The 26,053-nt window shown below is 37.5% G+C and carries 16 protein-coding genes, 8 tRNA genes and 1 rRNA gene; 1 reads left to right on the forward strand and 24 read right to left on the reverse strand.

The window, feature by feature from the left end; all coding sequences use genetic code 11:
- Positions 1 to 60: 60 nt before the first annotated feature.
- The 15 genes from BN1082_RS25820 to rocF form a co-directional block, all read right to left on the reverse strand.
- A complete protein-coding gene (locus tag BN1082_RS25820; protein ID WP_090640100.1) occupies positions 61 to 1,692 on the reverse strand; it encodes an ATP-binding protein in 1,632 nt (543 codons plus the stop codon).
- Positions 1,689 to 3,827, reverse strand: coding sequence for a DDE-type integrase/transposase/recombinase (locus BN1082_RS25825; RefSeq protein ID WP_090640103.1), 2,139 nt, complete (start codon positions 3,825 to 3,827; stop codon positions 1,689 to 1,691). Before BN1082_RS25825 ends, BN1082_RS25820 begins: the two co-directional genes overlap by 4 nt.
- Positions 3,828 to 3,923: 96 nt before the next feature.
- Entirely contained in the window at positions 3,924 to 4,733 is an 810-nt protein-coding gene (locus tag BN1082_RS25830) for a TnsA endonuclease C-terminal domain-containing protein (RefSeq protein WP_141650926.1), read from the reverse strand.
- 599 nt (positions 4,734 to 5,332) lie between these two features.
- Entirely contained in the window at positions 5,333 to 8,677 is a 3,345-nt protein-coding gene (locus BN1082_RS25835) for a DEAD/DEAH box helicase (protein ID WP_090640108.1), read from the reverse strand.
- Positions 8,667 to 9,512, reverse strand: a complete 846-nt coding sequence (locus BN1082_RS25840) for a Hachiman antiphage defense system protein HamA (protein WP_245640565.1) — start codon at positions 9,510 to 9,512, stop codon at positions 8,667 to 8,669. The genes BN1082_RS25835 and BN1082_RS25840 overlap by 11 nt, the downstream gene beginning before the upstream one ends.
- 270 nt (positions 9,513 to 9,782) lie before the next feature.
- The gene (locus BN1082_RS25845; protein ID WP_090640111.1) at positions 9,783 to 12,881 is read right to left on the reverse strand and encodes a type I restriction endonuclease subunit R; all 3,099 of its coding nucleotides are present in this window, start codon (positions 12,879 to 12,881) and stop codon (positions 9,783 to 9,785) included.
- Positions 12,882 to 14,162, reverse strand: a complete 1,281-nt coding sequence (locus tag BN1082_RS25850) for a restriction endonuclease subunit S (RefSeq protein WP_090640114.1) — start codon at positions 14,160 to 14,162, stop codon at positions 12,882 to 12,884. It lies immediately after the preceding gene.
- A complete protein-coding gene (locus BN1082_RS25855) occupies positions 14,152 to 15,672 on the reverse strand; it encodes a class I SAM-dependent DNA methyltransferase (protein ID WP_090640117.1) in 1,521 nt (506 codons plus the stop codon). The genes BN1082_RS25850 and BN1082_RS25855 overlap by 11 nt, the downstream gene beginning before the upstream one ends.
- Before the next feature lie 462 nt (positions 15,673 to 16,134).
- The gene (gene glmS, locus BN1082_RS25860) at positions 16,135 to 17,937 is read right to left on the reverse strand and encodes a glutamine--fructose-6-phosphate transaminase (isomerizing) (RefSeq protein WP_090640119.1); all 1,803 of its coding nucleotides are present in this window, start codon (positions 17,935 to 17,937) and stop codon (positions 16,135 to 16,137) included.
- 427 nt (positions 17,938 to 18,364) lie between these two features.
- On the reverse strand, positions 18,365 to 19,714 hold the full coding sequence (gene glmM / locus BN1082_RS25865) for a phosphoglucosamine mutase (RefSeq protein WP_090640122.1): 1,350 nt from the start codon (positions 19,712 to 19,714) through the stop codon (positions 18,365 to 18,367).
- A 35-nt stretch (positions 19,715 to 19,749) separates the two neighbouring features.
- Positions 19,750 to 20,976, reverse strand: a complete 1,227-nt coding sequence (locus BN1082_RS25870) for a CdaR family protein (RefSeq protein ID WP_090640124.1) — start codon at positions 20,974 to 20,976, stop codon at positions 19,750 to 19,752.
- Positions 20,969 to 21,790, reverse strand: a complete 822-nt coding sequence (cdaA, locus tag BN1082_RS25875; RefSeq protein WP_090640127.1) for a diadenylate cyclase CdaA — start codon at positions 21,788 to 21,790, stop codon at positions 20,969 to 20,971. The genes BN1082_RS25870 and cdaA overlap by 8 nt, the downstream gene beginning before the upstream one ends.
- A gap of 136 nt (positions 21,791 to 21,926) precedes the next feature.
- Positions 21,927 to 22,541 (reverse strand): anti-sigma factor family protein, encoded by a 615-nt coding sequence (locus BN1082_RS25880; protein ID WP_090640129.1) that lies wholly within the window; start codon positions 22,539 to 22,541, stop codon positions 21,927 to 21,929.
- Positions 22,542 to 22,556: 15 nt separating this feature from the next.
- Complete coding sequence (gene sigW, locus BN1082_RS25885; protein WP_090640132.1) at positions 22,557 to 23,120, reverse strand: RNA polymerase sigma factor SigW; 564 nt, start codon at positions 23,118 to 23,120, stop codon at positions 22,557 to 22,559.
- A gap of 306 nt (positions 23,121 to 23,426) precedes the next feature.
- Positions 23,427 to 24,323: an arginase gene (gene rocF / locus BN1082_RS25890; RefSeq protein ID WP_090640135.1), complete on the reverse strand. Its 897-nt coding sequence runs from the start codon at positions 24,321 to 24,323 to the stop codon at positions 23,427 to 23,429.
- A 315-nt stretch (positions 24,324 to 24,638) separates the two neighbouring features.
- Here rocF and BN1082_RS27920 point away from each other — a divergent pair, with 315 nt between their 5' ends.
- A complete protein-coding gene (locus BN1082_RS27920) occupies positions 24,639 to 24,785 on the forward strand; it encodes a hypothetical protein (RefSeq protein WP_176699957.1) in 147 nt (48 codons plus the stop codon).
- Between the two features lie 197 nt (positions 24,786 to 24,982).
- Here the strand turns inward: BN1082_RS27920 and BN1082_RS25895 are convergent.
- The 9 genes from BN1082_RS25895 to rrf form a co-directional block, all read right to left on the reverse strand.
- Positions 24,983 to 25,055, reverse strand: a tRNA-Lys gene (locus BN1082_RS25895).
- 5 nt (positions 25,056 to 25,060) lie between these two features.
- Positions 25,061 to 25,135 (reverse strand) — tRNA-Gln (locus BN1082_RS25900).
- A 46-nt stretch (positions 25,136 to 25,181) separates the two neighbouring features.
- Positions 25,182 to 25,266: transfer RNA gene (locus tag BN1082_RS25905), tRNA-Tyr, on the reverse strand.
- Positions 25,267 to 25,277: 11 nt separating this feature from the next.
- Positions 25,278 to 25,350, reverse strand: a tRNA-Thr gene (locus BN1082_RS25910).
- Positions 25,351 to 25,381: 31 nt separating this feature from the next.
- Positions 25,382 to 25,457: transfer RNA gene (locus BN1082_RS25915), tRNA-Val, on the reverse strand.
- 6 nt (positions 25,458 to 25,463) lie between these two features.
- Positions 25,464 to 25,538 (reverse strand) — tRNA-Glu (locus tag BN1082_RS25920).
- A 20-nt stretch (positions 25,539 to 25,558) separates the two neighbouring features.
- Positions 25,559 to 25,631 (reverse strand) — tRNA-Thr (locus BN1082_RS25925).
- A 26-nt stretch (positions 25,632 to 25,657) separates the two neighbouring features.
- Positions 25,658 to 25,732, reverse strand: a tRNA-Asn gene (locus tag BN1082_RS25930).
- 9 nt (positions 25,733 to 25,741) lie between these two features.
- A 5S ribosomal RNA gene (gene rrf, locus BN1082_RS25935) occupies positions 25,742 to 25,858 on the reverse strand.
- Between the last annotated feature and the right edge of the window lie 195 nt (positions 25,859 to 26,053).

A 26,053-nucleotide genomic window follows, 5' to 3' on the forward strand; every position in this document is an offset into this window, starting at 1 on the left:
GTTAAAATTCGCTTATCCACTATTTAAAGAAATAGCTTATCTCCGATAACCCACTTTATACTATTCTATTGAGGGAACTTGGATAAATCCTTTTTTCTTCAATACATCTTTTAGTTCTTCACCATCTGAAGCAGCAGCCGTTAGTAAGCTTTCATCGTCTTCATCAGGTCTATCTTCAATAGTTTTTTGGGAGTTTCCCATCGTATCCTGTCGGCTGAATTCAAAGGAAATTGCTTTAAATGCTAATTTCTCTTCCGTTTCATTTTCACCCAACTCCTCAATTGCCAATTGAGCATATCTTTTTGCCTTTTTCTTGCCAATCCCCATACCTATTAACTTGGCAATTGTTTTATCTAGCTTTGTTTCATGAACAACTTCCTTTTCCAACTTTTGCAATTCAATCGCTTCCAAAGCTTTTCTTAAGTCTTCTTTCGTTATTGGATTTTGGTTTAATGGAATGACTTTCCTTTTGACTGGTTTAATATCTTCAAACCCATCTTCCAACATTGCACCATTGTCCTCTTTTAAGGCATTGAGAGCTTTCTCCATCAGAGTGAATTTTTCCTTTTTCACCTGTTTAATTATTTGAGGAGTTATTATTTCTTTTCCGCCTTTATTGATGACTTTTTCTTGAGAAAAGCGAAATAACTTCATAGCCACATCAATAATGCCCTGGCTCTCTTCATACATTAAATTGACGAACTCATCTGTTAAGGGGGTAAATGTTTTCGTCAATTGAATTCTCCATAATCCCTCTAAATAAAGTCTCCAGGTTTTATCATTCTTCATTGGGTCCCAAAATTGAGGACCATCACCTGTTAATCGGCGGATATTGCTAAACTCCGCTGCCAAGACCCTTATCGCTTTTGGTGTCCCAATAAGAAAAACCGGCAAACTAATTTTGTTTATTAGCGATGCAAAGAAATTTAGCACTATTTTTGCTCCACCACTTTTTTGTACACTGAGAAGCTGGATTTCATCAATAATTAGAATACCGATACAATACAAACTTGCTAAATGCTCCATATAATTAGTCAATTCTTCTACGCCAAGCCGTTTCTTCGTAACATATTCTAAGTGCTTTGTACCCAATAATCCATCAAGTTCCTTAAAAAAATTAAAACAGAGTCCTTTTAACCCACCATTATAAGTGCATTTTACTTTAAGATAGGTAATCTGAATTCTGGTTAGTTTTTCATGAGAGATAACTTGGGGGTATAAACTTAAAATTTTATCCATAGAAGTGCTTTTTCCGATACCTGAACTTCCTATGAATACGGTACCGCTATGACCTTCTTCCCCTTGTTCTTCCAAACAATATTCATAAGGCTCTTTATTTACAATTTTACTATGACTTTCGTAAAGCCTCTGAATCTGTTTAGGGTCCAGGGGATTTCTATCAAAGTACCCTTGTCTCATACAAATAGATACTTTTTGTTCCAATTCTATGTGCTCTTGAAACGGTTGAAAATAGCTTTTAATTGTAGGGCGAATGAGATGTATTCGAAATACCCCATCAAGTTCCTTTATCTCTTGGGAGATAGTTGGATAATGAGCCAATTTTCCATATACTTCCTTCTTAGTTAAAATATGCGGCAAAGCTTCTATTAACGGGTTTCCTTTATAATCGGGGATTATTTGGTCTATATAATGTGCAGGTACTCCTATTTCTTTATTTTTATTTTCACTCATCTCATTTTCTCCTCCTGCAATTTCTTCAAAAAGGCTAAATCGATTTCATCATCATCTTCCTCATATATTTCCTCCACCTCTATTTTCTCCTGTACATGTGAATGCTGCTGATAAGGATTGTTTTCGGTCAAAATAAATGCGCTTTGCTTCCTTTCAGCTTCTTTTTCAACAGCTCTATTTGGGATAATATCTGTTGTCTTTACCTCTTTAATTTGTCTATCCCCTTTTCTTTTCACTGCCTCATGTACTATTTTCTCAATATTTGCAATTTGATTTGTATTTCCTGTGAGAACAACCGAGTCATGGTCCGCCTTTGCATGGTCCTCCAATTTCATTTTGAGTTTTGCCTCTGCAAATGTCATTCCGCAATAGACTTTATTCCTTGAAAGTAATTCGCACGCTTTATAATCCGTATTTCCAAGGTGAATATATATATAATCAACCAATCTTGGGTCATATGAAACTTTTATCATCCAAGTCTCTTGTTCAGCACGATAATACCAATCTTCATCTTCAACATATTTACAGGAATAGAACATATTTTCAAATTTTATTCCCCTTGGCGTTACGCTGGCTTTTTCCACAGGCAATAAATTTAACTTAACGATTTTTGGGTCGGCATATCTTAGAATTCCAGTGTTTTTACCTATTCCCCAACTCCATAACTCGTTTGGTATAGGCTTTACATTATCCCTTAGCATATCCTTAGTTACTGGGTAATTATCAATCCAGTGATTCTGATTGTAATTTAATATTCCTTCAATAATGATTTTCGTATAATCTTCAATTGTTAGCACAGCGTCTTTTCTATAATCGGGGGCACCACGTTCGCCTGCATCCTTATGAACGTATCCAGGAAGTAGGGATTTAATTTTTTCCTCTGCCCTAAAGATATATTGCTCCACTATACCCTTTAAATCTGCCCTACCAGTCGGGGTATTATTAAACTTGATTAAAAATACTTGTAAATATGGTTCAATGTTATCACTGGTAAATTCAGGACCTTTATCAGAACGAATAGATAGGGGAAGATGTTTAGCTCGCCACATATCTGGAGTAATTTCATATCCATATTCTTTACAGAATTCAACCTTATCCATATTTGCATTCGCAAGTGCCATCATAGCACCCACCCACGATGCCTCTTCCACCCCGATATAAAAACCGGCAACTTCTCGCGAAAATACATCTATGACATAATAGACGGTAGCTCGTCCAATAATTTCTCCCGGATTAAATCTTGATACCAGATATACATTGCTTTTAGTCGAGTCTATTTGATACTCAGAACCGGGACCCTCAACGATGGAAGCACCTAATACAGGACGTTCGGTTAAATTATATTTTCTTGTACCTATTCTCTTCTTCCTGTGCTCTGATGTTTTATAGTGTTTTGCATTATAGTATATTAGTTGTCTACGGGATGGTCTTTTAGGTCTTGTAATAAATGCCCTTTTTCCATCCACATAAACTTCATCTGAATAATACTCCTTAATTAACTGGTTATAAGCATATTCAAGTGTCGAATTTCCTTCAACGTGATAGTATTTCTTGAGTATTTTATCGAATTGGTTCTTTACTTCTTTAGTTAGAGGGATTCCTTCATATTTTACGTTTTCATGGCTTGGTCCAGGTTTGCTCTTAACGAAGTTTCTTTCTTTAACCCCGGTTGCTTCATAATTAGGAAGAAGAGCATTTATATTTTTTCCTCTTTGCCAATATCTTCTTAAATATTTATATACAGTCATAGCATGCAGCTTTTCATGCTGTTCAACGATTTCTTGTATCATCTTCCATCTTATTTTCTCGTTGAAAATATCAGGTTCATTTTCTAAAGAAACAGCCTCTTTTATATATTGCCAATTTTTATCCCGCCGGTTTTTATGTTTATCAGGAATATTTTCCTCGTGGAAAACTTTCAAATAGGGGTCAACTAGCTCAATAAATAGTTCCTTATCCTCCAGACCCTGAAGGACTGAGGAAAAACGTCGATAAACCGGGAGAGCTTTTTTATCATCAATATCAATAATGAAACAATCATAGCCCTCATTGTCTATCCATAATATTCTCTGCCTTAGTAAAGTACCATCTGGCAATTCTGTAACAACAATAGAATTTACAGCAACAGGTAACATATTTCTACATTCCCTTCCTTAACTGCGGCAAAATCGCGTTTTTAATTTTTCCTCTTTGCCAATATCCCCATAAATATAAATATTATGTCCTTACCTTTATTCAGATAGCTTCCCCAAAAGACTGGTACGTTTATCGATTGGCTCATTTAAATTTATCTTTAATTGTTTACTAGCTAATAAGTGTTTGAACAAGTATAGGAAAACACCAGATTCAACCCCAAACTCATTACCTAAACCTATGGACATATCGAGTAGAGACATTTTTTCCTTTAATAAATTGCTTTTCAGCCTTTGGGACATTATTATAAGTTGGTCCTTTTTTATATCAAATTCATGTAAATCTTCTAATTCTTTATGGGTGTACAACTCTTGTAGATTATCGACTAGTTGTTTAGGGATATTCTGTTCTGTTAAAATCGCCCAATCAATGCCAAGCCTTTTGTAATAGACTCGCTCAATTTCTAACAGAATCAGTTTCCATCTGATTTTTAATGTATTAGAATGTCTAACCGTACGAATAATAGTTTTCCGTTTCCCCTCAACCATTTTTGTTATACAAAAACTACTAGTAAGTATCTTTGGAACCTGAGTAACCCTGTCTCGCGGGTACTGAACATTTAAGTTATCAGCAATAGCCAATACTTCGATTAGGTTCAAAATGGGGAAATGCTCTCTAATATCAATGATGGAATCATCCCAATCTAGCAGTAAAAAATGTTGGTATTCTAAAGTCGAAAGCAAATGTATCCTGTTTGTTTTGATACCAGGTATTCTGTTGATTGTTTGTTTAGATGAAAAATCGGAAACTTTTTTCCAAGGTTTATAATCCTTACCCTCACCTTGTCCAAGTCCTTCTTTTAAATATCGATGATACTTATTTAGCGTCCAAGGGGTTTTCCTGCCCAATTTCCAACACCTCCATAACTTGTGTATATACACGATATGTACAAAAGCCCATAAAACTGGAAAAGAATCCGCCTATCCAAATCGAAAAAACTTTGGATAGGGGATTCCTTTATATCATCTAGACAAAAATATATTAATTAAGCTTATTCTAGTAATTAAATTAATTGAAGTCAAAATGATTCAATCGCCTTTTTCTAACAATAATCTTCAAATTTTCTCCTATTTCCCTAAAATATGAAGCAGCAGAAACAAACTTTTTATATAATGATGTTGATTACTCGTTTGGCTCAATTTATGAGATAATGTGCATAAATCAAGGAAAGGATGATTCAGTTTGAAAAGAAAAGACTTCATAATTTATACTAAAACGTAAATTGATATCAATGCTGATATATTCAAAGTAGTTGATGCACCAATTAAAGTTCAATTACAAGCTTTTATTACTGGCTATATTGAAGACTATGGAGAATCACCATCTATCAACTATCTTCAATCAGTATTTCGTATAACAAAGCAAGATGCTGAAATAGCTTTATCCTTGTATAGTAAAAAGTGATTTTTTACCACCAGAAATAAGACCTGATTTAATTCGTTCAACTTTAATTATTACTTAAGCCATATTTTAGATAGGGGTTCCTTAATTGCATTTTCCACTCTCCATTATTACTAGTAAAATAGACTCCAAAATTATTTGTAACCTTATCAAACGGGAATTCCTTATTAACTTCAACCTTATCTATAAAAGAATAATCCGGACTACAGAGAAAGGTATTTCCATCATAGCCCTTAGCATTTAATACTTTACTATCAACGGAGATACCTTCTTCGAAGATAAAATTTGGGATTTTCACCATTTCATTCGTAATATTAGTTTCATTGGATTTTAACAATGAGACCCAATGGTGTGTATTCTCAGTAATACCAGGAAGCTTACCCACCGAATCAATAATATAATGCTTTAAACGTCTAACACTTAGTTCTTCATACTCTGAATCTAATGCAGTTCCTAACTCTGTTGCTGCAACTCTTGAATGAATACCTGCCAAGTGTATCTTAGCGGCATACAAGTTGGGTAATCCCATTTGAACCAATACAGCTAATGTTTCGTATTCTTTAGCACCCTCATCATTGTTTAACTCAGACAACATCCTAGCTATTGCATGTATACCCCAAGGTAGTGTATAACCAAAGTATTCGTTAATGTTTTTGAGAGTTCTTTCATCAAGAGAAGAAATTGATTGCCCTGTTATCCATAATTCCCTTACATCATCTTCTATTTCATTATTTTCAAATTGCTTTGACGGGAATCTGGATATAAATATTTCTGTATCCTTTAAAAAGACTAATAAATCTTCAATAGCTTTATTTGATTTTTGATATTTCTCCAAAATTTCTAGTACAACTGGTAGTTCATTTCTAATAAATAGCCCTGAACGAATTGGGATACTGGATGATACTAATCCCTTCCAAAATTGTGGCTCTCCCGCCAAATTTAATACCCCTTTATTTCGAGCCTTCAGAAATGAAATAATGTCTTCCTTATTTAAATTTTCAAAATATTTCACTTGGATATAAGCTAATGAATGTCTAAAGTAATCATCTATCCATTCGGAAGAATTTTCACATCCATAGCTCTCGAACTCTAAATTCAACGCCAACAATGTATCGTCTATCCAATCAAATAGGGTGAGCAAGTCATCAGTATGCTTCTCTTTTAAGGAGGAATAGTCATTTTCCGCTATCATTTGGAGTAGTGTCTCAAAACTTACATCTGTAGCTTTTGCAACACGATAAATATAATCAATAATATGTAGTAAACCACTTATAGCTTTATCTTGATTTCCACTTTCAAAATATTCAAGTGCCAGTCTTCTATCCCTTCTAGCACTCCATGAACTGGAACCTCTACTAGCGTCAACTACAAAGAGGATTTTGCCCTCTCTGTCTACAAAACTTCGTCCAGCACGTCCAGCAATATTCCAAAAGTCATTACTACTAATTTTATTTTCAGCGTCATACCAGACATTCGAAAAAATAACAGTTGATACCCCTATGTTAACACCTTGCCCTAAAGTAGATGTAGCAACGATTATCTTGGGATTGCCCTTTCTTATTAATTTTTCCATTGCTAATCTTACCTCAGTAGGCAAACCAGAATGGTGGCATAATACTCCATACTTAGCACATTGGTAAACCTTTGATTCTTCACCGTATGCTTCATCACAAGCTAATTTAAAAACACTCCATTCATCTATACTGGTCCATATATGTTCTTCTTTATTTTCTCCCATCGAAAGTATTACTTCCTTAGCTTGAGACAAGACCATATTCTTTCTACAAACAAAAACTAATACTGAGCCAGAGTTACTTAACTTTAATGCAGCTGCTGCAACTGCCTGCTTTTTTTCTCTAGGAAATCTATACTCAGACCTAGCCCTCTTAACAATAAACGGATTAATGAAGTTTCGATTAAATGACTCGATTTCACCTTTCCAAGTAATATTAACATTCCTACCATTGTATTCAAGTAGACCAAATCTTTGAGAGGATGGTCGCCAATTTGAATTAACCTCCATTGTTTCATTCCCGGATATCCAACTTGCAATTTCTGATGAATTCGGTAACACCGCTGAAAGAAGAATCATTTTACCCTGGTTTCTATTTAGATGAATTCTTAACTCTTCAATGAAAACTTCACTTAAAACCTGCCTCTCTTCTGGTCCAATTAAATGTCCTTCATCAATAATTACGAGTTTTATATTTGATTTAACTTCTGAGTTGCTTCTTAGTATTGCTTTTGCTTTCTCAGGGGTTGCAATGATAATGTTTGATTCATTTATTACCATCTCATCAAGTTTACTAAACTGTGAACCACCATAAAGATGAGATACCTCAAATCCTAATGGTCCGAATACTTTTGAGATTGAATCCTCTACCTCATATGCTAATGACCGAAATGGAGCTAAATAAAGTATTTTATTTTCATACCCTTTTACTAGGCAATCTAATATTGCAAACTCCGCAATTCTTGTTTTTCCCGCACTTGTCGGTAGACTTACGACTGCACCTTTATCATCTAATACCACCGGCAAAGCAATTTTCTGGGAATGGAAAATCTCTACTACGGGACTCTTTTGGAAAGCCATTGATGCTATATACTTCCTTACTGTCATATCTTCCCCATTTATATAAGGAGGTATCGCCTTCCACAAAGAATTCTCCTGAAACCCTTCGACGATTAACATAAATAGCCTTATAACCCACCACAAAGACGGTTCAGCATCAATTTCTAATAGTTCTAATAAGTCTTTTAGATATTCCTTTGCCTTCCTTAGCCATAATTCATTTCCGGTGAAGATAAATTCTAGCAAACTTGATAATGATTTTGAAAGGATTAAAACATAGACCCTATTATTTGCAAATTCTTCATCATCTAATTCTGATATGGTTTTATCACTATATTCACCACTCAAAAATATTTCAGAAAGGAATTTATCCAGTTCTGAATACTGTCTTCTTAAAAATAGCGATATTAATTTTGCAATTATTGTATCAACACTGATATTTTTCAATAATATAAAGGATTTTGAGTATTGATTAGCTGCATAAAATGCCAGAGAGCTTGTTAAAATAAAATATGTACTAAACTCATTTCTATTGGCGATTGGACTATATATGTTTTCTAAAATAACGGCACCCTTTTCTAAGGGGAAAATTGATTGACTATTACTTCCGTTTTCAGCAAAGGAACATCCAATTGATATGTAGGACATAGCTATACCAGTTAATTTTTCATCTAAATCAGGTGAGTAGTTCGGAAAGTTCGCAAACGGTTCCTGAACATTAAAAAGGATATAGCGTGAATCACTTTGAGCAAAATAGTTTTGAATAAGTTTATCACTTTCTAGCCGCTCCAATAAAGCCTCTGCTTTTTCAATCTTCATTCTCAATACCCCTTTTCAATTTCTCACTTGCTAGGGCAAAGCTTTGGGATATTAATTCTTCAGGCTTATCTAATCCCAAAGATAAAAAAATAAAACTAGGGTTCTCAGAATTTAAATGGTTTTCTACGTTTGTAGCTGTATTATGATTACTTAGTAGAAACCCAACATTAACCACCGGAACTTTCCCCTGTTTAACATCAATATTTAATTCTTCTAATTTATCTGCGAGCTCTTCTTCACCTAATTCACTAAGTCTATTTGCAACAAAGAGTATTGATAATGGCAGTTTTAATTTTTTTCCAAATTCATCTGTGATTTCCTTAACAGCAGCTTTATTTGGTGTTTTTCTGAACTTCGATTCACCTAGAATAACCTTATCGGCGAGATTCTCCTTATTGAAAAGGAGTACGTCATCCCCCTTGATGGATTGACTCACATTTGGGTTATACCGTAATTTATATAATAATAATTGAAGTGGGGTTGATGCCTGGAGATATTCAGCAAGAACTATCTCCGCTCCATTTCCTCTCATTGTTTTTTCAGCAACAGGTAGCATTTGCTGCTGATTTAAATACTCATTTAGTCCATATTTTCTTACTATCATTTCTCTTTTTCGTTTTAATCTAGCAATTGTTGAATCCGCGATATGATGGGTAAGTATCCAATCAGAGATTTGTTCAACTGCATATTCACGCATTCCCTCTGTTTCGATTAATTTCCTATGTATTTTATTATTTAAAATAGGTAAATCTTCGTGAGACAACCATTCCGCAAAAATGGATTTATTAGGGTGTTCTCCTATAAGTACACATTGACCTGAAATTGATTCATTCAATCCTTTTTCCCCCCAAGTTATCCGGTTATTTTTTCTATATCAATCAAAGTGTTAATCCGCTAAATTACTTTTAAATAATTACATTATCAATAAATTAATAAGAGCAGAAGCTAACTTACTTCTGCTCATCTTAGTTAGTTAAATTACAAATACGGTGCTTGCTCATAAGATAGTGTAAAACTTCATTTCTAAACCACAAATGATAATATTCAAGTTTTTGACCTTCAGTTGATACCATTGATGGAATCCAAGCGCTTATTTGGGATAAACTCAGATATTTAGTTCAAACTCCATCTGTGCCATCAACTCAGCCTGCTTAACAACTGTTTCTACTGCTTCCTTTTGTAAATCTGGTGGATAACCGTATTTCTTTAAGAGTCGCTTCACGGTTACTCGCATTTTAGCTCTTGCGGATTCACGAAGGTTCCAGTCAATGCTCATGTTCACTTTAATCGACTTTGTGAGCTCGTGTGCAATGAGTTTCAGTGTATCATCCCCTAATACTTGCTCTGCTGTTTCATGCGATGCTAGAGCATCATAGAAGGCAATTTCTTCTTTAATAAGACCTGCTTGCTCTCCTCGTTTATATGCCCCATCCACTTCCTTAGCCAACGCAATCAATTCTTCAATAACCTTCGACGTTTCAATCGCTCGCTTATTGTATTTATTGAGTGCTCCTTCAAGCATTTCGGAGAATCTACGTGCTTGAATTAAGTTCGTTCGCTGCACACTTTTCACCTTACCGTTTAACAAACGATTAAGTAACTCAACCGCTAAGTTCTTATGTGGCATTGCCTTCACATCTTCTAAGAACCTATCCGATAAAATCGAAATATCTGGGTTCTCTAAGCCAAGTGATTCATAAATATCTACTACTTCTTCTGAAATGACCGACTTCGAAATCAACTGATTAATTCTTGCTTCCATTTGAGCGTTCGTTTTCTTCTTGCTACCGTCACCAATGCTCTTTACAAGACTTGCTTTTACAGCTTTAAAGAATCCAATTTCTGCATTCAGCTCCTGTGCTTCGGGTGTAGTGGCACATAAAGCAAACGCTTTCGAAAGTTCTGTTACAGTCGTTAAAAAACGTTTCTTTTCTTCTTCACCCAGACCGAGAACAAAGTCCATTGTTGAAATAATAGCATTCATTCGTTCCGTTGCCTTTTCAGATAAATAGCCGCTATAATCATGTTCATACAACATTTCAATGAGCACTTCATGCTTTTCTAGCAAAATATCCACTGCAACAGATGTATCTACACCAGCAGTATTTTTGTCACTTTCCGTGTATTGATGTAACGCTTCTTTCAAGTTTTCTGCAATACCAATATAATCAACTATTAATCCACCCGGTTTGTCCTGGAATACACGATTCACACGAGCAATGGCTTGCATCAGATTATGCCCTTTCATCGGCTTGTCGATATACATTGTATTCATTGCTGGAACATCAAATCCTGTCAACCACATATCCCGCACAATGACGATTTGTAATGGGTCATCATTATCTTTCATACGTCTTGCTAAATACTCACGTCTCTTTTTATTCCCAATGAACGGTTGCCATTCAACAGGGTCACTTGAAGCACCTGTCATAACAATTTTAATCACGCCTTTGTCATCGTCATCGGAATGCCACTCTGGACGCAATGCCACAATTTCTTTATACAAATCAATCGCAATGCGACGTGACATCACAACCACCATCGACTTCCCGAACATCGCCTGTTTCCGTTCCTCATAATGCTTCACAACATCCTCAGCTAAACGATTCACTCGTGATGCAGCTCCAGTTAAGGCTTCAAGTCTTGACCATTTAGATTTCAAACGCTCTTTCACGGATTGTTCTTGGTCTTCTGTGATTTCTTCATACTCATCATCTAGCCGAAGGTCACTCGGTAAATCTAATGGAATAATACGACTCTCATAAAAGATTTTTACTGTTGAGCCATCCTCTACAGCTTGCGTCATATCATAAATATCAATGTATTCACCGAAAACGGCAGGTGTATTTTTATCCGTTGCTTCTACAGGTGTTCCAGTAAAACCAACAAACGAAGCATTCGGAAGGGCATCTCGAACATATTTTGCAAATCCATACTTCGTTTCCGCAGCGTTTCCACGAACGATTGCCCCGAATCCATATTGGGACCGGTGAGCTTCATCTGCCATGACAATGACGTTCGAACGGTCCGTTAAACATGGCATGACGCCTGTATCCTCATCAGGGGAAAACTTTTGTAACGTAGTAAAAATAATACCTCCCGATTCTACCGAAAGTAATTGTCGAAGTTCATCACGACTATTTGCTTGGTTCGGTGTTTGACGTAAAATACCATCCGAAATCGAGAACGTATTAAACAGTTGGTCATCTAAATCATTACGGTCCGTCAACACCACAATCGTCGGATTGTTCATCGCTTGAATAAGTTTTCCTGCATAGAAAACCATCGTCAAGCTTTTCCCAGAACCTTGTGTATGCCACACAACACCGATTTTATGGTCGCCTTGTACAGCTATTTTCGCTTTGCCTACCGCTTTATTCACAGCATGGAATTGATGATAAGAAGCTAAAATTTTGTATGTATTCTCTCCATCTGTTTGGAACAAAATGAAGTTACGTAGGATATCCATAAAACGACTTGGTTCCAGCATCCCTTTTAACAGCACTTCTAATTGCGATAGAGAGGTTGGAGCCAGTTCTAGACCATCAATAGTACGCCATTTCATAAAACGCTCTTCATTAGCAGTAAGCGACCCGACACGAGCATTCACTCCATCACTTGTTACTAGAAAAGCATTGTAACGAAATAAAGAAGGAATCGTTTGCTTATACGTTTGAAGCTGATTATAGCCTTCTGAAATTCCTGTTGCTTCATTTGTAGCGTTCTTTAACTCAATCACCACTAATGGTAAGCCATTCACGAAAACAAGCACATCAGGACGCTTATTTTGATTCCCTTCAATAATCGTGAACTGATTGACTGCCACAAAATCATTATTTTCAGGACTTGCAAAATCAAACAACCATACTTTTTCCGTTGGATTGTAACCATCTATGCCTTGCAATTCAATATCTAATCCTTCTGTCAACATACGATGAAATTTTTCATTGTTCATAATCAAACTCGGTGATTCGTTCGCAGCAATTTTCTGAACAGCCAGCTCAATCGCATTCATTGGCACATTCGGATTAATTCTACGAAGCGCCTCCTTCAAACGTTCATCTAATACTACATCTTGATAGCTATTCCGTTCTGGATACTCTCCTTCATGAGCAATATCGGGACCAGCTAAGATGGTATAATCCATCTCAGCCAGCCATTCCAACGTTGCTTCTTCTAAATCTGACTCTAAATACTTGAACATTTAAACCACCACACTTTCGTCTGGGATTTTTATTTCCCCTGAGAGGAGTTTTGGTAGAAGTGAATCTCGAATTTGCATCAATTTCTTATTTTGTTGCTGATTAAACCAAATTAGATTATTTTGAGTTTCGATTATTCTAGTTAACTCATTTAATTGCTTTTCCATCGGAAGCAAAATTTTAATTGATAGAATATCACCTGGCTTTATTGAGGGATATGCGCTTGTACTTTGCTCAGCTATAGCTTGTAATTCTTTCATTGTTTCTTCTTGAGTAAGCCATAAATATATTAAGTCATTTGAATAAATACCTTTACTTCTAAGAACTACAAACCCTGTTGAAGCTATCATATTTTCAATAGGTTCTTTGATAATTCCATGATGTTGTTGATTAGGTCTAACTGTAGAATAAACAATATCATTTGGTTGCACTTTTCTTTTTGCCCTGCTTGGAGTTTTATATTTGGTTGTATCAATCAATTGTATATTATCAATAAAGTTTCTAGTTATATTTCCTGTATCTAGATAATTTATATATGTCCATTTTTCACTGCTAGATAGTGTATCCTTGTTAGCATTACAAACTTCTCCTATCGTAACTACTTTCCACCCTTCAGGAATCTCGCTTAACTCACTATCAACCATCTTGCCACCACTTGATTTATACGGCTTCGCCTCCTCATTCGGAAACTCAAAATCAATAAACCAGCGCTTGAAAAGGGTTTGGGAGAGTTGTTCAAGATTTCTAATCATAGAATTGTTTAATTCAATTTTTGAATTTATAGCTGAAATTAAATAGACAACTCTATTTTGTGTTGTAATATCTGGGATAAACAATGGATACTTTTTAAAGTCCTTTAATACCACTCTTGGAATAGCTGAACCCGATAAATATCCCTCTTTTAATTCATTTTTAGCTTTATCTGTACCTAAATAATACATTAAATAATATGGATTTATTTTTGAGGTATCAGGTCTCAAAATAGCAATTGAAGATAATAAAACAACTTCTCTTTGTTCTCTAAATACAAAACAATATTCTAAACATGAATTGCCATCTTTAGCTATCAAAACATCATTTACTTGCGGCTGACATTTTCCAGCAACTAGCTTTATATAATCTGTTTCTGATATTTGTTTAGAGTTATCATAATCAAAATCAAATGCCCCCATATCTTTAACTGACAACATTTTATATCCGTCAGTTACAGCTTTTGGACTAGCATGGGCACCGTCAGTAATTACCAGACATACTTCCTCTAAGGAGAACCTCTTAAAACCCATACCCAATCCCTCCCAATGCTCGGCGGATTTGTTCTTCTAGCTCTTTTGATTTAGCAAATTGCTCAGATAGCTCTGTTGTTAAGCGTGTCATTTTTTCTTCAAATGGTTCACCATCTTCTTCTGCTTCTTCTAATCCTACATAACGACCCGGCGTTAATATGTAATCATTACTTCGTACTTCTTCAAGCGTTGCTGTTTTACAAAAACCTTGTAAATCTTGATATGCTTCATCTAACGTACCACGCCATTTATGGAATGCATCTGTAATCTTTTTGATGTCCTCGTCGGCAAATTCTTTATGTGTTCGGTCTACCATGAAACCAAGTTTACGTGCATCAATAAATAGAATCTCCCCGTTCCGAGCACGTTTCCCCGTTTTTGATTTGTTTTTCGATACAAACCAAATACAAACAGGAATTTGCGTTGAATAGAACAATTGCCCCGGCAACGTCACAATACACTCCACTAAATCAGCTTCAATTAAGTTTTTACGGATTTCACCTTCACCTGAAGCATTAGTTGACATTGAACCATTCGCTAAAACAAAGCCCGCTGTTCCTGCTGGTGCTAACTTTGAAATCATATGTTGAATCCATGCATAGTTCGCATTACCAGTTGGTGGTGTACCATACTGCCAACGAACATCCTCGCGCAACTTGTCCCCACCCCAATCTTTAATGTTGAATGGTGGGTTCGCTAATATGAAATCTGCCTTTAATCCCTTATGTAAATCATTTAGGAACGTATCAGCATTATGTGTTCCAATGTTTCCATCAATCCCACGAATCGCTAAATTCATCTTGCAAAGCTTCCACGTTGTAGGATTTGATTCTTGCCCATAAACAGCAATATCCCCTAGCTTCCCTTGATGTTCTTCCACAAACTTTTCACTTTGCACGAACATTCCACCTGAACCACAACAAGGGTCATAAATACGTCCCTTATATGGCTCTAACATTTCAACAAGCAAACGAACAACCGAAGATGGTGTATAGAACTCGCCGCCATTCTTACCTTCTGCACTAGCAAACTTACTCAAGAAATATTCATACACTCGTCCTAGTATATCTTTTGACCGACTTTCTTCATCGCCGACTTTAAAAGAAAACAAATCAATCGTTTCCCCAAGGCGAACTTTATCAAGAGCTGGACGTGCATAATCTTTCGGTAGAACCCCTTGCAAAGTAGCATTCTCTTTTTCAATCGCAATCATCGCTTTATCAATAATCTGACCAATCTCAGGCTTTTTCGCATTATCTTTTATGTATGACCAACGAGCCTCTTTCGGAACCCAGAAGATATTGTCCATCACATATTCATCACGGTCTTCTGAATCTGCATACTCGTCAGCCTCTAGTTCCGTATGTCGTTCTTCAAATGCGTCTGATACATATTTCAAAAATAATAATCCCAATACAACATTTTTATATTCACCTGAATCCATCGAGCCACGTAATTTGTCCGCCATACTCCATAATTGTTCTTCAAAACCAATATTTGCAGTTGCCATATGTATATCCTCCTAGTCAATCCTACTTTTATAGTGTCAAATATGAATATAATTGTAAAGTAAAATACAGCTATTGGTAATTAAAAAACAGTAGCTCAAAATTGCTACTGCTGTCATTATTTACACCGCTATTTAGATATTAACAGCTTAATGTTGATTATATCTTTTAAAGGTGGTAATCCATATTCAGGTCGACAAAATCCACATTAAACGACTACATAGCATTTATAGATAAAAATATAATACATGGTGGAAGGTGAATACAGTTTCAGAAAAATGAATTCAGAATTGAAAATCTAGAAAAATCCCTATCCAAATGGAATAGGGATTTAACAATTTTGGTCCGATTTACTATAAACCTTTAATGTTCACTATACATTTTTAGTGCCAACTATACATCTTTATTGTACACTATACATCTTTATTGTACCTGAACAACAAGTAAATTCCTTCTCCTCCAACCTACTCAACTGTTACCGATTTGGCAAGGTTGCGTGGTTTGTCGACGTCGCAGTCGCGGTGGAGAGCTGCGTAGTAAGCAAGCAATTGTAATGGTATTACAGAGATAAGTGGTGTTAATAATTCATTTACTTCTGGAATGACGAAGCTGTCTTCGTCCATATTGAGACCCTTCATCGAGATGATGCATGGATTTGCGCCGCGGGCAACAACCTCTTTTATATTTCCGCGGATGCTTAAGTTTACACTTTCTTGAGTAGCTAGGGCAATGACAGGTGTTCCTTCTTCAATTAAAGCGATCGTTCCATGCTTTAATTCCCCGCCGGCGAAGCCTTCTGCCTGGATATAGGAGATTTCCTTCAGTTTCAATGCTCCTTCTAGGCCAACATAATAGTCAACGGCGCGGCCAATAAAGAAGCAATTGCGTGTAACGGATAAGAATTCTCTTGAGATGTGTTCAATCAACTCTTTTGAATCACAGAGAACTTCGATGGCATTCGCCACAATCCCTAATTCACGAACAAGATTGAATCCGACTTCCAAGCCACGGCTTTTTGCTGCTACCTCAGCTAAAATGGCGAGGACAGCTAGCTGTGCTGTATAAGCCTTTGTAGAGGCTACGGCAATTTCAGGGCCAGCATGTAAAAGAAGAGTATAATCCGCTTCACGGGATAGAGTTGAGCCCGGAACATTTGTAATAGTTAATGCTGGGTAGCCCATCTCTTTTACTTGAACGAGAACGGCACGGCTGTCAGCTGTTTCACCGCTTTGTGAAATGAAAATAAATAGCGGCTTTTCTGAAAGCAACGGCATGTTATAACCAAATTCACTGGAGATATGAACCTCTACTGGAATTTTTGCCATTTTTTCAATGAACTGCTTTCCTACAAGACCAGCATGATAGGAAGTACCTGCAGCGATAATATAAACACGGTCTGATTCATTTAACGCAGCAATGATTTCTGGGTCAATGGTTAATTGTCCTTGCCCATTTTGGTACGTTTGAATGATTTTTCGCATCACAAGCGGCTGCTCATCAATCTCTTTTAGCATGTAGTGAGGGTAGGTGCCCTTTTCAATATCACTTGCATCAAGCTCTGCTATATAATGCTCGCGATCGATCGTCTCACCGCTTAGGTTTTGGATGGTCACACTGTTCATTGTTACAATGACAATTTCTTTATCCATTAATTCAACATACTTGTCAGTGACTTGAAGCATAGCCATCGCATCACTTGCGACAACATTAAAGCCGTTTCCTAGACCTACAAGAAGCGGGCTTTTGTTTTTCGCTACATAGATGGTTTCACTATCTTCTGCATCTAACAGCGCAATTGCATAAGAACCGTGTAACAGCGTCAGCGTTTTCCGGAACGCCTCTAGGACCTCTAAGCCTTCCTTTACAAATAGCTCAATAAGCTGAACAATGACTTCCGTATCCGTTTCACTTTTAAAAGTAGTTTCTGTTAAAAACTCACGCTTTAAAAGGTCATAGTTCTCGATTACTCCGTTATGAACTAGTGTAAAGCGACTAGACGTGCTTTGATGTGGGTGAGAATTCACTCTGCTTGGGACACCGTGTGTCGCCCAACGAGTGTGGCCAATGCCGATTTGTGCTACGACATTCTCATCGACAACATCTCGTAAATCAGCAATGCGGCCTTTTTCTTTAAAAACATGAATCCCGTTCTCATTTCGAACCGCGATGCCTGCTGAATCATAACCTCTATACTCTAGCTTCTCTAAGCCTTTTAATAAAATTTCTTTTGAGTCATTGTTTCCAATATATCCAACGATTCCGCACATTAATTTGTTTCCTCCCAATTCAGGGGGCAAGGCTCAACAACGGAGGCATACTTGCCCCCTTATCTCTGTTTTTTCTTTTATTAGGTGCATTTTCTTCACTTTGTCGACCAAGTCACCTTGGTGTTTTAAGAAGAACTTTCGGTTGTGCACTATAACCGGGAGGTATCCGCCGAAGTTTCGATAAACCTCCTCCTCGTCAACTAACCCACACTCAGGGTAGTTCAGGCGCTTTATGAAAAACTTACTCTTTCGATCCACCTTTCTTTTTCAATATACAAAGCAAATTAATCTTACATGATAGTCAGAGGTCAGTCAACTAAGAACAGTAAAATAAATTTTTACATTATTTCCAACAATTATTTATCATAATCATAATAAAATATGCATAAGGGAATGGAAAAGTTCCCTTATGCATATAAAATAGAGTCTATTCTTTAAGTTCCATTTCTTCTTTCACAACCGCAACAATTCGATTCACGTATGCTTCACAAAGTTCCTCAGTAGATGCTTCTACCATGACACGCACAAGCGGCTCAGTCCCGGAAGGTCGGACAAGGACTCTACCGTTCCCTTCCATTTCCGCTTCCACCTGCTCAATCACTTCTTTTACCTTTTCATTATCGGTAACGTGATGCTTATCAATTACCCTAACATTCACAAGCTTTTGCGGGTATTTTTTCATTTCACCGGCAAGTTCAGACAGCGGCTTTTTAGTCACTTTCATGATGTTGACAAGTTGGAGACCCGTCAATAATCCATCACCGGTCGTATTGTAGTCTAAGAAAATGATATGACCCGATTGTTCTCCACCAAGATTGTAGCCATTTTTCTTCATTTCCTCTACAACATAACGGTCGCCAACGGCTGTTGGTACACTATGGATATCGTGGCTTTCTAGCGCTTTATAGAAACCCAGATTGCTCATAACAGTTGAAACAACAGTCCCATGCTTTAAACGGCCCTGTTCTTTCATATACTTGCCGCAAATATACATGATTTGGTCGCCATCCACGATGTTGCCCTTCTCATCAATCGCAATCAAACGGTCACCGTCACCGTCAAAAGCAAGTCCGACATCTGCGCCTTTTTCTAGAACAAGCGCCGCAAGGGTATCAGGATGAGTCGAGCCCACACCCGCATTGATGTTTAACCCATTAGGTGCTGCACCCATCGTTGACAGGTCCGCATCTAAATCAGCAAATAAGTGTGAGGCAAGTGAAGAAGTGGCACCATGTGCACAGTCTAAGGCAATATGTATACCAGAAAAATCTTCATCCACGGTATTTTTTAAATATTGAAGATACTTTTGTCCGCCTTCAAAATAGTCGTTGACCTGGCCAAGCTCCGCTCCGACAGGCCGTGGTAGCTGATCCTCCACCATATCAATTAACTCTTCAATTTCCAGCTCTTGCTCATCAGAAAGCTTAAAACCATCTGGACCAAAAAATTTAATTCCGTTATCCGCTACAGGGTTATGAGAAGCTGAAATCATAACTCCAGCTTGAGCCCCCAATGCTTTTGTCAAATAGGACACTCCAGGTGTAGAAATAACTCCGAGACGCATCACTTCTGCTCCGATGGAAAGTAAGCCGGCTACAAGGGCACCCTCAAGCATATGTCCTGAAATACGAGTATCTCGTCCAATAATGACCTTGGGACGATCGTGATCTTTTGTTAAAACATATCCGCCAAAGCGGCCTAATTTAAAAGCCATTTCCGGTGTTAATTCACTATTTGCTACTCCACGTACCCCATCGGTACCGAAATATTTTCCCATTGAAAAATCGCTCCTTATCATGTATATAGCTAGAATTAAGCGTTATTGATTGTAACGGTGGCTGTTGATTTATCAAGCTGCGGTGGTTTTACCCCAGGAGGCCCATCCACTTGAATATTCACATTATGATTGCCCAGATTTAAATTAGATAAATCAATATACACATTAAAATCATTGGGCGTTAAAGTATTGACAACCGAACCCGATCCGGTTACAAGCAAATTCACCGTTTGATTAGCAGGGTCATTTATAACTGCTTTATATTGATTTGGTAAACCACGAATATTTATTGGAACACTCGATATCGTTTTCTGGGTTGTTTTTGACACCGCAACGGTTGCTTTAACTGTTTGCGGCGTGACCTTCGTAATTCCATTTGAAATAATAACCGGTAAGGTTAGGGTCGTATTGTCAGTAATTTTACTGACATCGACTTCAACCCTGACATTATCTGTACTATTTAATACATCTTCATTCCCAATAATCGTTGCTTGAGTGGTATCTAACTGGATGGAATCAATTGATACCCCGGCCGGTGGTGTTCCTTTTTGGATAACATTTATAGGTACCGTTTTACTAGTATTTTTAATAGGAATCGTTACCTTCACATACGCCGGCTCTATCTGTACGTCCAATTTGTTTAAGTCCTTGTCGAAAACCTGTACACGCGCTTCTTTCGTAATCGTATCCTTTACAGGAATTTTTTCATCAACTACTGCTTTTACATAGGCTATTTGATCAATAACATTTTTGGCACCCGTAATTTTCACCTTACCTGGTTCGACAATCGGTTGCCCTGGGGTATAACCATCTTCAAGTAAAGAACTCTTGAATTCCGGTTCGACCTTAAACTCTTTCGTAATTTTTTCCTGGACATTTACTTTTACAGAATCCGGAGTAATCGTAGCCTTCAATTTATCTGACAGATTTTTAACCTTGAATTTCACTGTCTGACTGCCTATTTTAGCATTGGTTAAATCAACATAAACTTCAAAGTCTTTTAATCCCTTTGCTTGCTCGACGAGGGAGATGGGACCTTTAATGGTTATATCAACCGTATTAGGGATTCCGGAAACGACAAGGTTTTTGGTATCGTAATAAACGGTTACGGGTATTGCTTGAATGGTCGCTGTAGTTTCTTCCCCCGGTACATTCACATCGATAAATTTATTGCCATTATGAGGCACGGATGTATAAAGGAGAAGCGCAAGTCCCAGGGCTAATAATTTTAAAAACCAAGGTTTATCGAACAGTTTATCCATTTTTTCTTCCCCTCCAGTTCCAACGAGCTGAAGAAGCCTGCTTCGGTTTAATATTTATCAATAATTCATTAGAAAGTATCTCTTTAAAGGCATCTGCCTTTAAATCGCGATGAAGCTCCCCATTTTTCGTGAGTGAAATCGATCCCGTCTCTTCCGAAACGACAATCGTTATACTATCTGTGACCTCACTAATGCCCAATGCAGCACGATGTCTTGTTCCTAGCTCCTTTGAAATAAACGGGCTTTCCGATAATGGAAGATAACAGGCTGCTGCTGAAATAGTATTTTTTTGGATAATGACCGCACCATCATGCAACGGTGTATTAGGTATAAAAATATTAATAAGCAATTCAGAAGAAATTTTCGAGTTTAACTGAATACCCGTTTCTATGTAATCGCTCATACCAGTTTCTCTCTCAATCGAAATCAATGCACCAATTCGGCGCTTTGCCATATAATCGGTGGATTTTAAAATGGCTTCAACCATTTTCTCCTGATCCTCATTTTCCTGATTACTACTTCTTAAATAGAATCGTCCCCGACCTAATTGCTCAAGCGCTCTTCTTAGTTCAGGTTGGAAAATAATGATAACCGCAAGGAATCCCCAATTGATGCACTGTTGCATAATCCAGCTTAAGGTTCTCAAACCGAGAAAATCACTGAGTACCCGGACAACAAGGATGACAATGATCCCTTTTAATAATTGTACGGCTTTCGTACCCTTGATCAGATTAATTATTTTATAAATTACAAACCATACAACGGCAATATCGACAATACTAGCTAAATATTTCCACAAATCGGCAAACGGCATTGTTCTTCCTCCGTAATCTTGCTTGAAATCGCATGTAGAATATAACCTTTTTATTATACCATAAATAATACTTGCATTTGTAATGGTAAAAAAACAAACCATCCTATTGAAAGAATGATTTGCTTTTTATACCAGTTTAATGATCAAATAGGCCGATTACCTCATTTGCTGTTTGCTTCATTTGATACCAGATCCAATCGAAGACCTTGTTCACCTCTTCAATTTGACCTGTGACACGACCTGCAGAAGCCATATATTTTTCGCCATTAATGACGGTAACATTCCCTTTTACTTCTCCTTCAATTCTGATCTTCCCATTGCGAACAATGACGTCCCCATTTACTGTTTCGCCTTTAGGAACAATGACAGTATTGTTTTTTACGATTAAGTTTTTTTGCTTTGATACCGAAAAGTCATGATCTTGATTCCAGGAAGTAAGCATACTTCCTGCCATTAAAAAAATAAATAAAGATGCCGCTGCCATTAAGGGGTGTGTTTTTAACCACCTCTTAATACCGATTTTTTTCTTCTCCTTTGGAAGACGCGCCATAACATTTTCCGTGAAATTTGCTGGAGCTTTTATGTTTGAAGTACTCTTTACAAAAGCAATCGTCTTTTTTAACTCATTAAAGATCGTTTCACACTCTTTACAGCCTTGGAGGTGTTCCCTCAATACAAATTCTTTTTCGCGCTCCATTTCCTCATCTAAATACTCATGCATTAGGTCAATAACATTGTCTGGACATTTCAACGGTTTCACCTCTTCTCACACACATCGTAATTGTTGTCTTAATGCCTCCCGACCTCGATGAATTCTAGTTTTGACCGTACCAAGCGGCAATTCCAGAATTTCACTAATTTCATTTAAAGACAACTCTTCAATATATTTAAGTACGATCGCTGATCGGTATTTTTCGGGTAGTTTTAAAATTTCTTTTTGAACTGTTTCATGCAGTTCTAAGCTTTCTAGCTCCTGTTCCGGCAAGGGAGTATTGGAAGGAATCTGTGAATACATGTTTAGCCCTTCTGTTCCGGAAACTTCGGCATCTAAATAATAATCAGGTTTCTTTTTACGGATTCTATCAATACATAAATTAGTCGCAATTCGAAACAGCCATGTTGAAAACTTTAATTCCTGATTAAATGAATTAATATTTACATAAGCACGAATAAACGCTTCCTGAGCCATATCTTCTGCTTCATGCTGACTTCCAAGCATGCGGTAGCAAAGCTGGTAAACACTATTTTTATATATTTCAACGATTTCTCCGAATGCATCTTGATCGCCTTTAATGACTTGTTTAATTCTTTTTTTAACAATGGCATCCATTAATTTATCTCAGCTCCAATATAGCTATACGAAATACGTATCAGTGACGAAAAAGTTTCATTTTTAAAAGAAATTTTTTCATCCCTATTATATTATCAAAAATTTACCAAAATGGTAGTGCAAAAATGATGAGAGGGAAAATAATATATGGTTAAACCCAAAAATATCATGGCGGTTTTGTTGTGGTTTCGAAAATAGAAAAAGCTTGGAGCAGCTCCAAGCTTTTTCTAAGTGACATTGTTATGGTGATTCATTTGTAAAAAAACTTTGTAATCTTACTTTTGGTCCCTATAGTCTATTAGCAGCTTATAAGAGCTTTTCACCAAATAATGAGGCCATTAGAGCGACAGCAACGGAAGCTGTTTTATTTTTATCATCGAGTATAGGGTTTACTTCAACAAATTCAGCTGATGTGATCAGCTTTGCCTCTTCGAGCATTTCCATTGCCAGATTGCTTTCACGGAAGCTTATTCCGCCAATCACTGGAGTCCCTACTCCTGGTGCTTCAACTGGGTCAAGCCCGTCCAAATCAAGAGATAAGTGAACACCATCGGTTCTGTCCTTCAGGTAGGCAATCGTTTCTTCCATCACCTTTGTCATACCCATACGGTCGATTTCATGCATCGTATATACTTTAATTCCTTTTTCTTTTATTAAAATTTTCTCGCCATCATCTAGAGATCTTGCACCAATGATAACAATATTTTCAGGTTTTACTTTTGGAGCATAGCCCCCTATTTCCGTCAGAGCAGGATGTCCGATTCCCATACTAACTGCAAGCGGCATACCGTGGATATTACCTGATGGCGATGTCTCTGCTGTATTTAAATCACCATGTGCATCATACCAAATAACTCCAAGATTGTTATAATGCTTTGAAACTCCAGCTAACGTACCAATTGCAATGCTATGATCGCCTCCAAAAACAAGCGGAAATGCTCCAGATTGAATAGCTTCGTCAACTTTGTCTGCAAGGTTGGCGTTTTTTTCTGCAACTAAATCGAGATTGCGAAGATTCGACTCTTTGTCAACTACTACTTCTTCTCTACCAATAGGAATGTCGCCTAAATCATGTATCTCATCAAATAGTGGTTTAAGTCGCTCATTAACTCCCGCGTAGCGGATTGCGCTTGGTCCCATATCTACTCCGCGTCTCATTTGCCCTAAATCCATGGGCATTCCAATAATTGAAAGTTTTCTCATCGAATATCCACTCCTACTCTTTATTGTCTCTTATTTAACCACTTTCATATAAATGACTCAACTCAACAAAATTTTGTATATATATACGGCTTTTAAGTTTATTTTGCTGGTTTCGGCTTAGGCTCTTTGAATTAGTAGGAATACGCGGAAACGGGCGCTTATCTTGGGTCTAAGCGACCGATATCTTTCGGAATGCTTGAAAACGGGCGCTTAAAAATACCTATCGATAACCGAAAATCACCAAAATTGATTTTCGTGACCCTATTCCTCAATTAGATATAACTTGGGCACGTAAATCGATTTTGAGGTCTTTTGGTGACCGACAAAACAGAAAAAAGGGAAAACTGGTCACCAATGAGATCGCTTGGTGACCGAAAAACATGGAAAATAGGAAAATTGGTCACCAATAAGGGTCTTTGGTGGCCGAAAAACATGAAAAAATGGGAAATAGGTCACCAATGATGACCTAAAATCAACAAAAAGAGCCAAGCAGTGAATCAATAACACGACCGGCTAGCTAATTTACCCATTAAAATCAAAACATACGGTCCTAACCCGCGACCCCACCGTTGCAAGGTCGTATTCTACCCCTGAACTACTTCCACAAATAATAGAAAAAACCCATGAAAAATAAATTTTCATGGGTTTTCGTTAATGTATGAGCCATGAAGGACTCGAACCTTCGACCCTCTGATTAAAAGTCAGATGCTCTACCAACTGAGCTAATGGCTCATAAATGGCTGGGCTAGCTGGATTTGAACCAACGAATGACGGAGTCAAAGTCCGTTGCCTTACCGCTTGGCTATAGCCCAATAATATTATATTTAATAGGTTGTCCAACTTGATTAAATATATAAATGGTGGAGGGGGACGGATTCGAACCGCCGAACCCTGAGGGAGCGGATTTACAGTCCGCCGCGTTTAGCCACTTCGCTACCCCTCCAAAATAAAGAGTGCCGGCTAGAGGACTTGAACCCCCAACCTACTGATTACAAGTCAGTTGCTCTACCAATTGAGCTAAACCGGCAAGTATATATTTTTATCATTATTTTTTAAAATGGTGGAGGATGACGGGATCGAACCGCCGACCCTCTGCTTGTAAGGCAGATGCTCTCCCAGCTGAGCTAATCCTCCATTAAATGGTGACCCCTACGGGATTCGAACCCGTGTTACCGCCGTGAAAGGGCGGTGTCTTAACCGCTTGACCAAGGGGCCATATAATAGTAAAATAGGTAAGCTTCCAAGCGGGCTCGAACCGCTGACCTCTTCCTTACCATGGAAGTGCTCTACCTACTGAGCTATGGAAGCATAGCTAATTAAAAAATCCATAAAAATGGCTCCGCAGGTAGGACTCGAACCTACGACCGATCGGTTAACAGCCGATAGCTCTACCACTGAGCTACTGCGGAACAATACTAGCCTGGCAACGTCCTACTCTCACAGGGGGATAGCCCCCAACTACCATCGGCGCTGAGAAGCTTAACTTCCGTGTTCGGTATGGGAACGGGTGTGACCTTCTCGCTATCGCCACCAGACTATTTTTTTAGACACTATTTTATTATAATGCCTTTTTGATATTTTTCAAGAGGTAATTTAAAATTTTTCATTCCCTCAAAACTAGATAATATAGAAGAAATAAGTTAGAACGAGTAAGCCTTAATGACTTGGTTAAGTCCTCGATCGATTAGTATCAGTCAGCTCCACATGTTACCACGCTTCCACCTCTGACC

Origin of the sequence: Neobacillus massiliamazoniensis (genome assembly GCF_001048695.1) — a bacterium.
Lineage (GTDB): Bacteria > Bacillota > Bacilli > Bacillales > Cytobacillaceae > Neobacillus > Neobacillus massiliamazoniensis.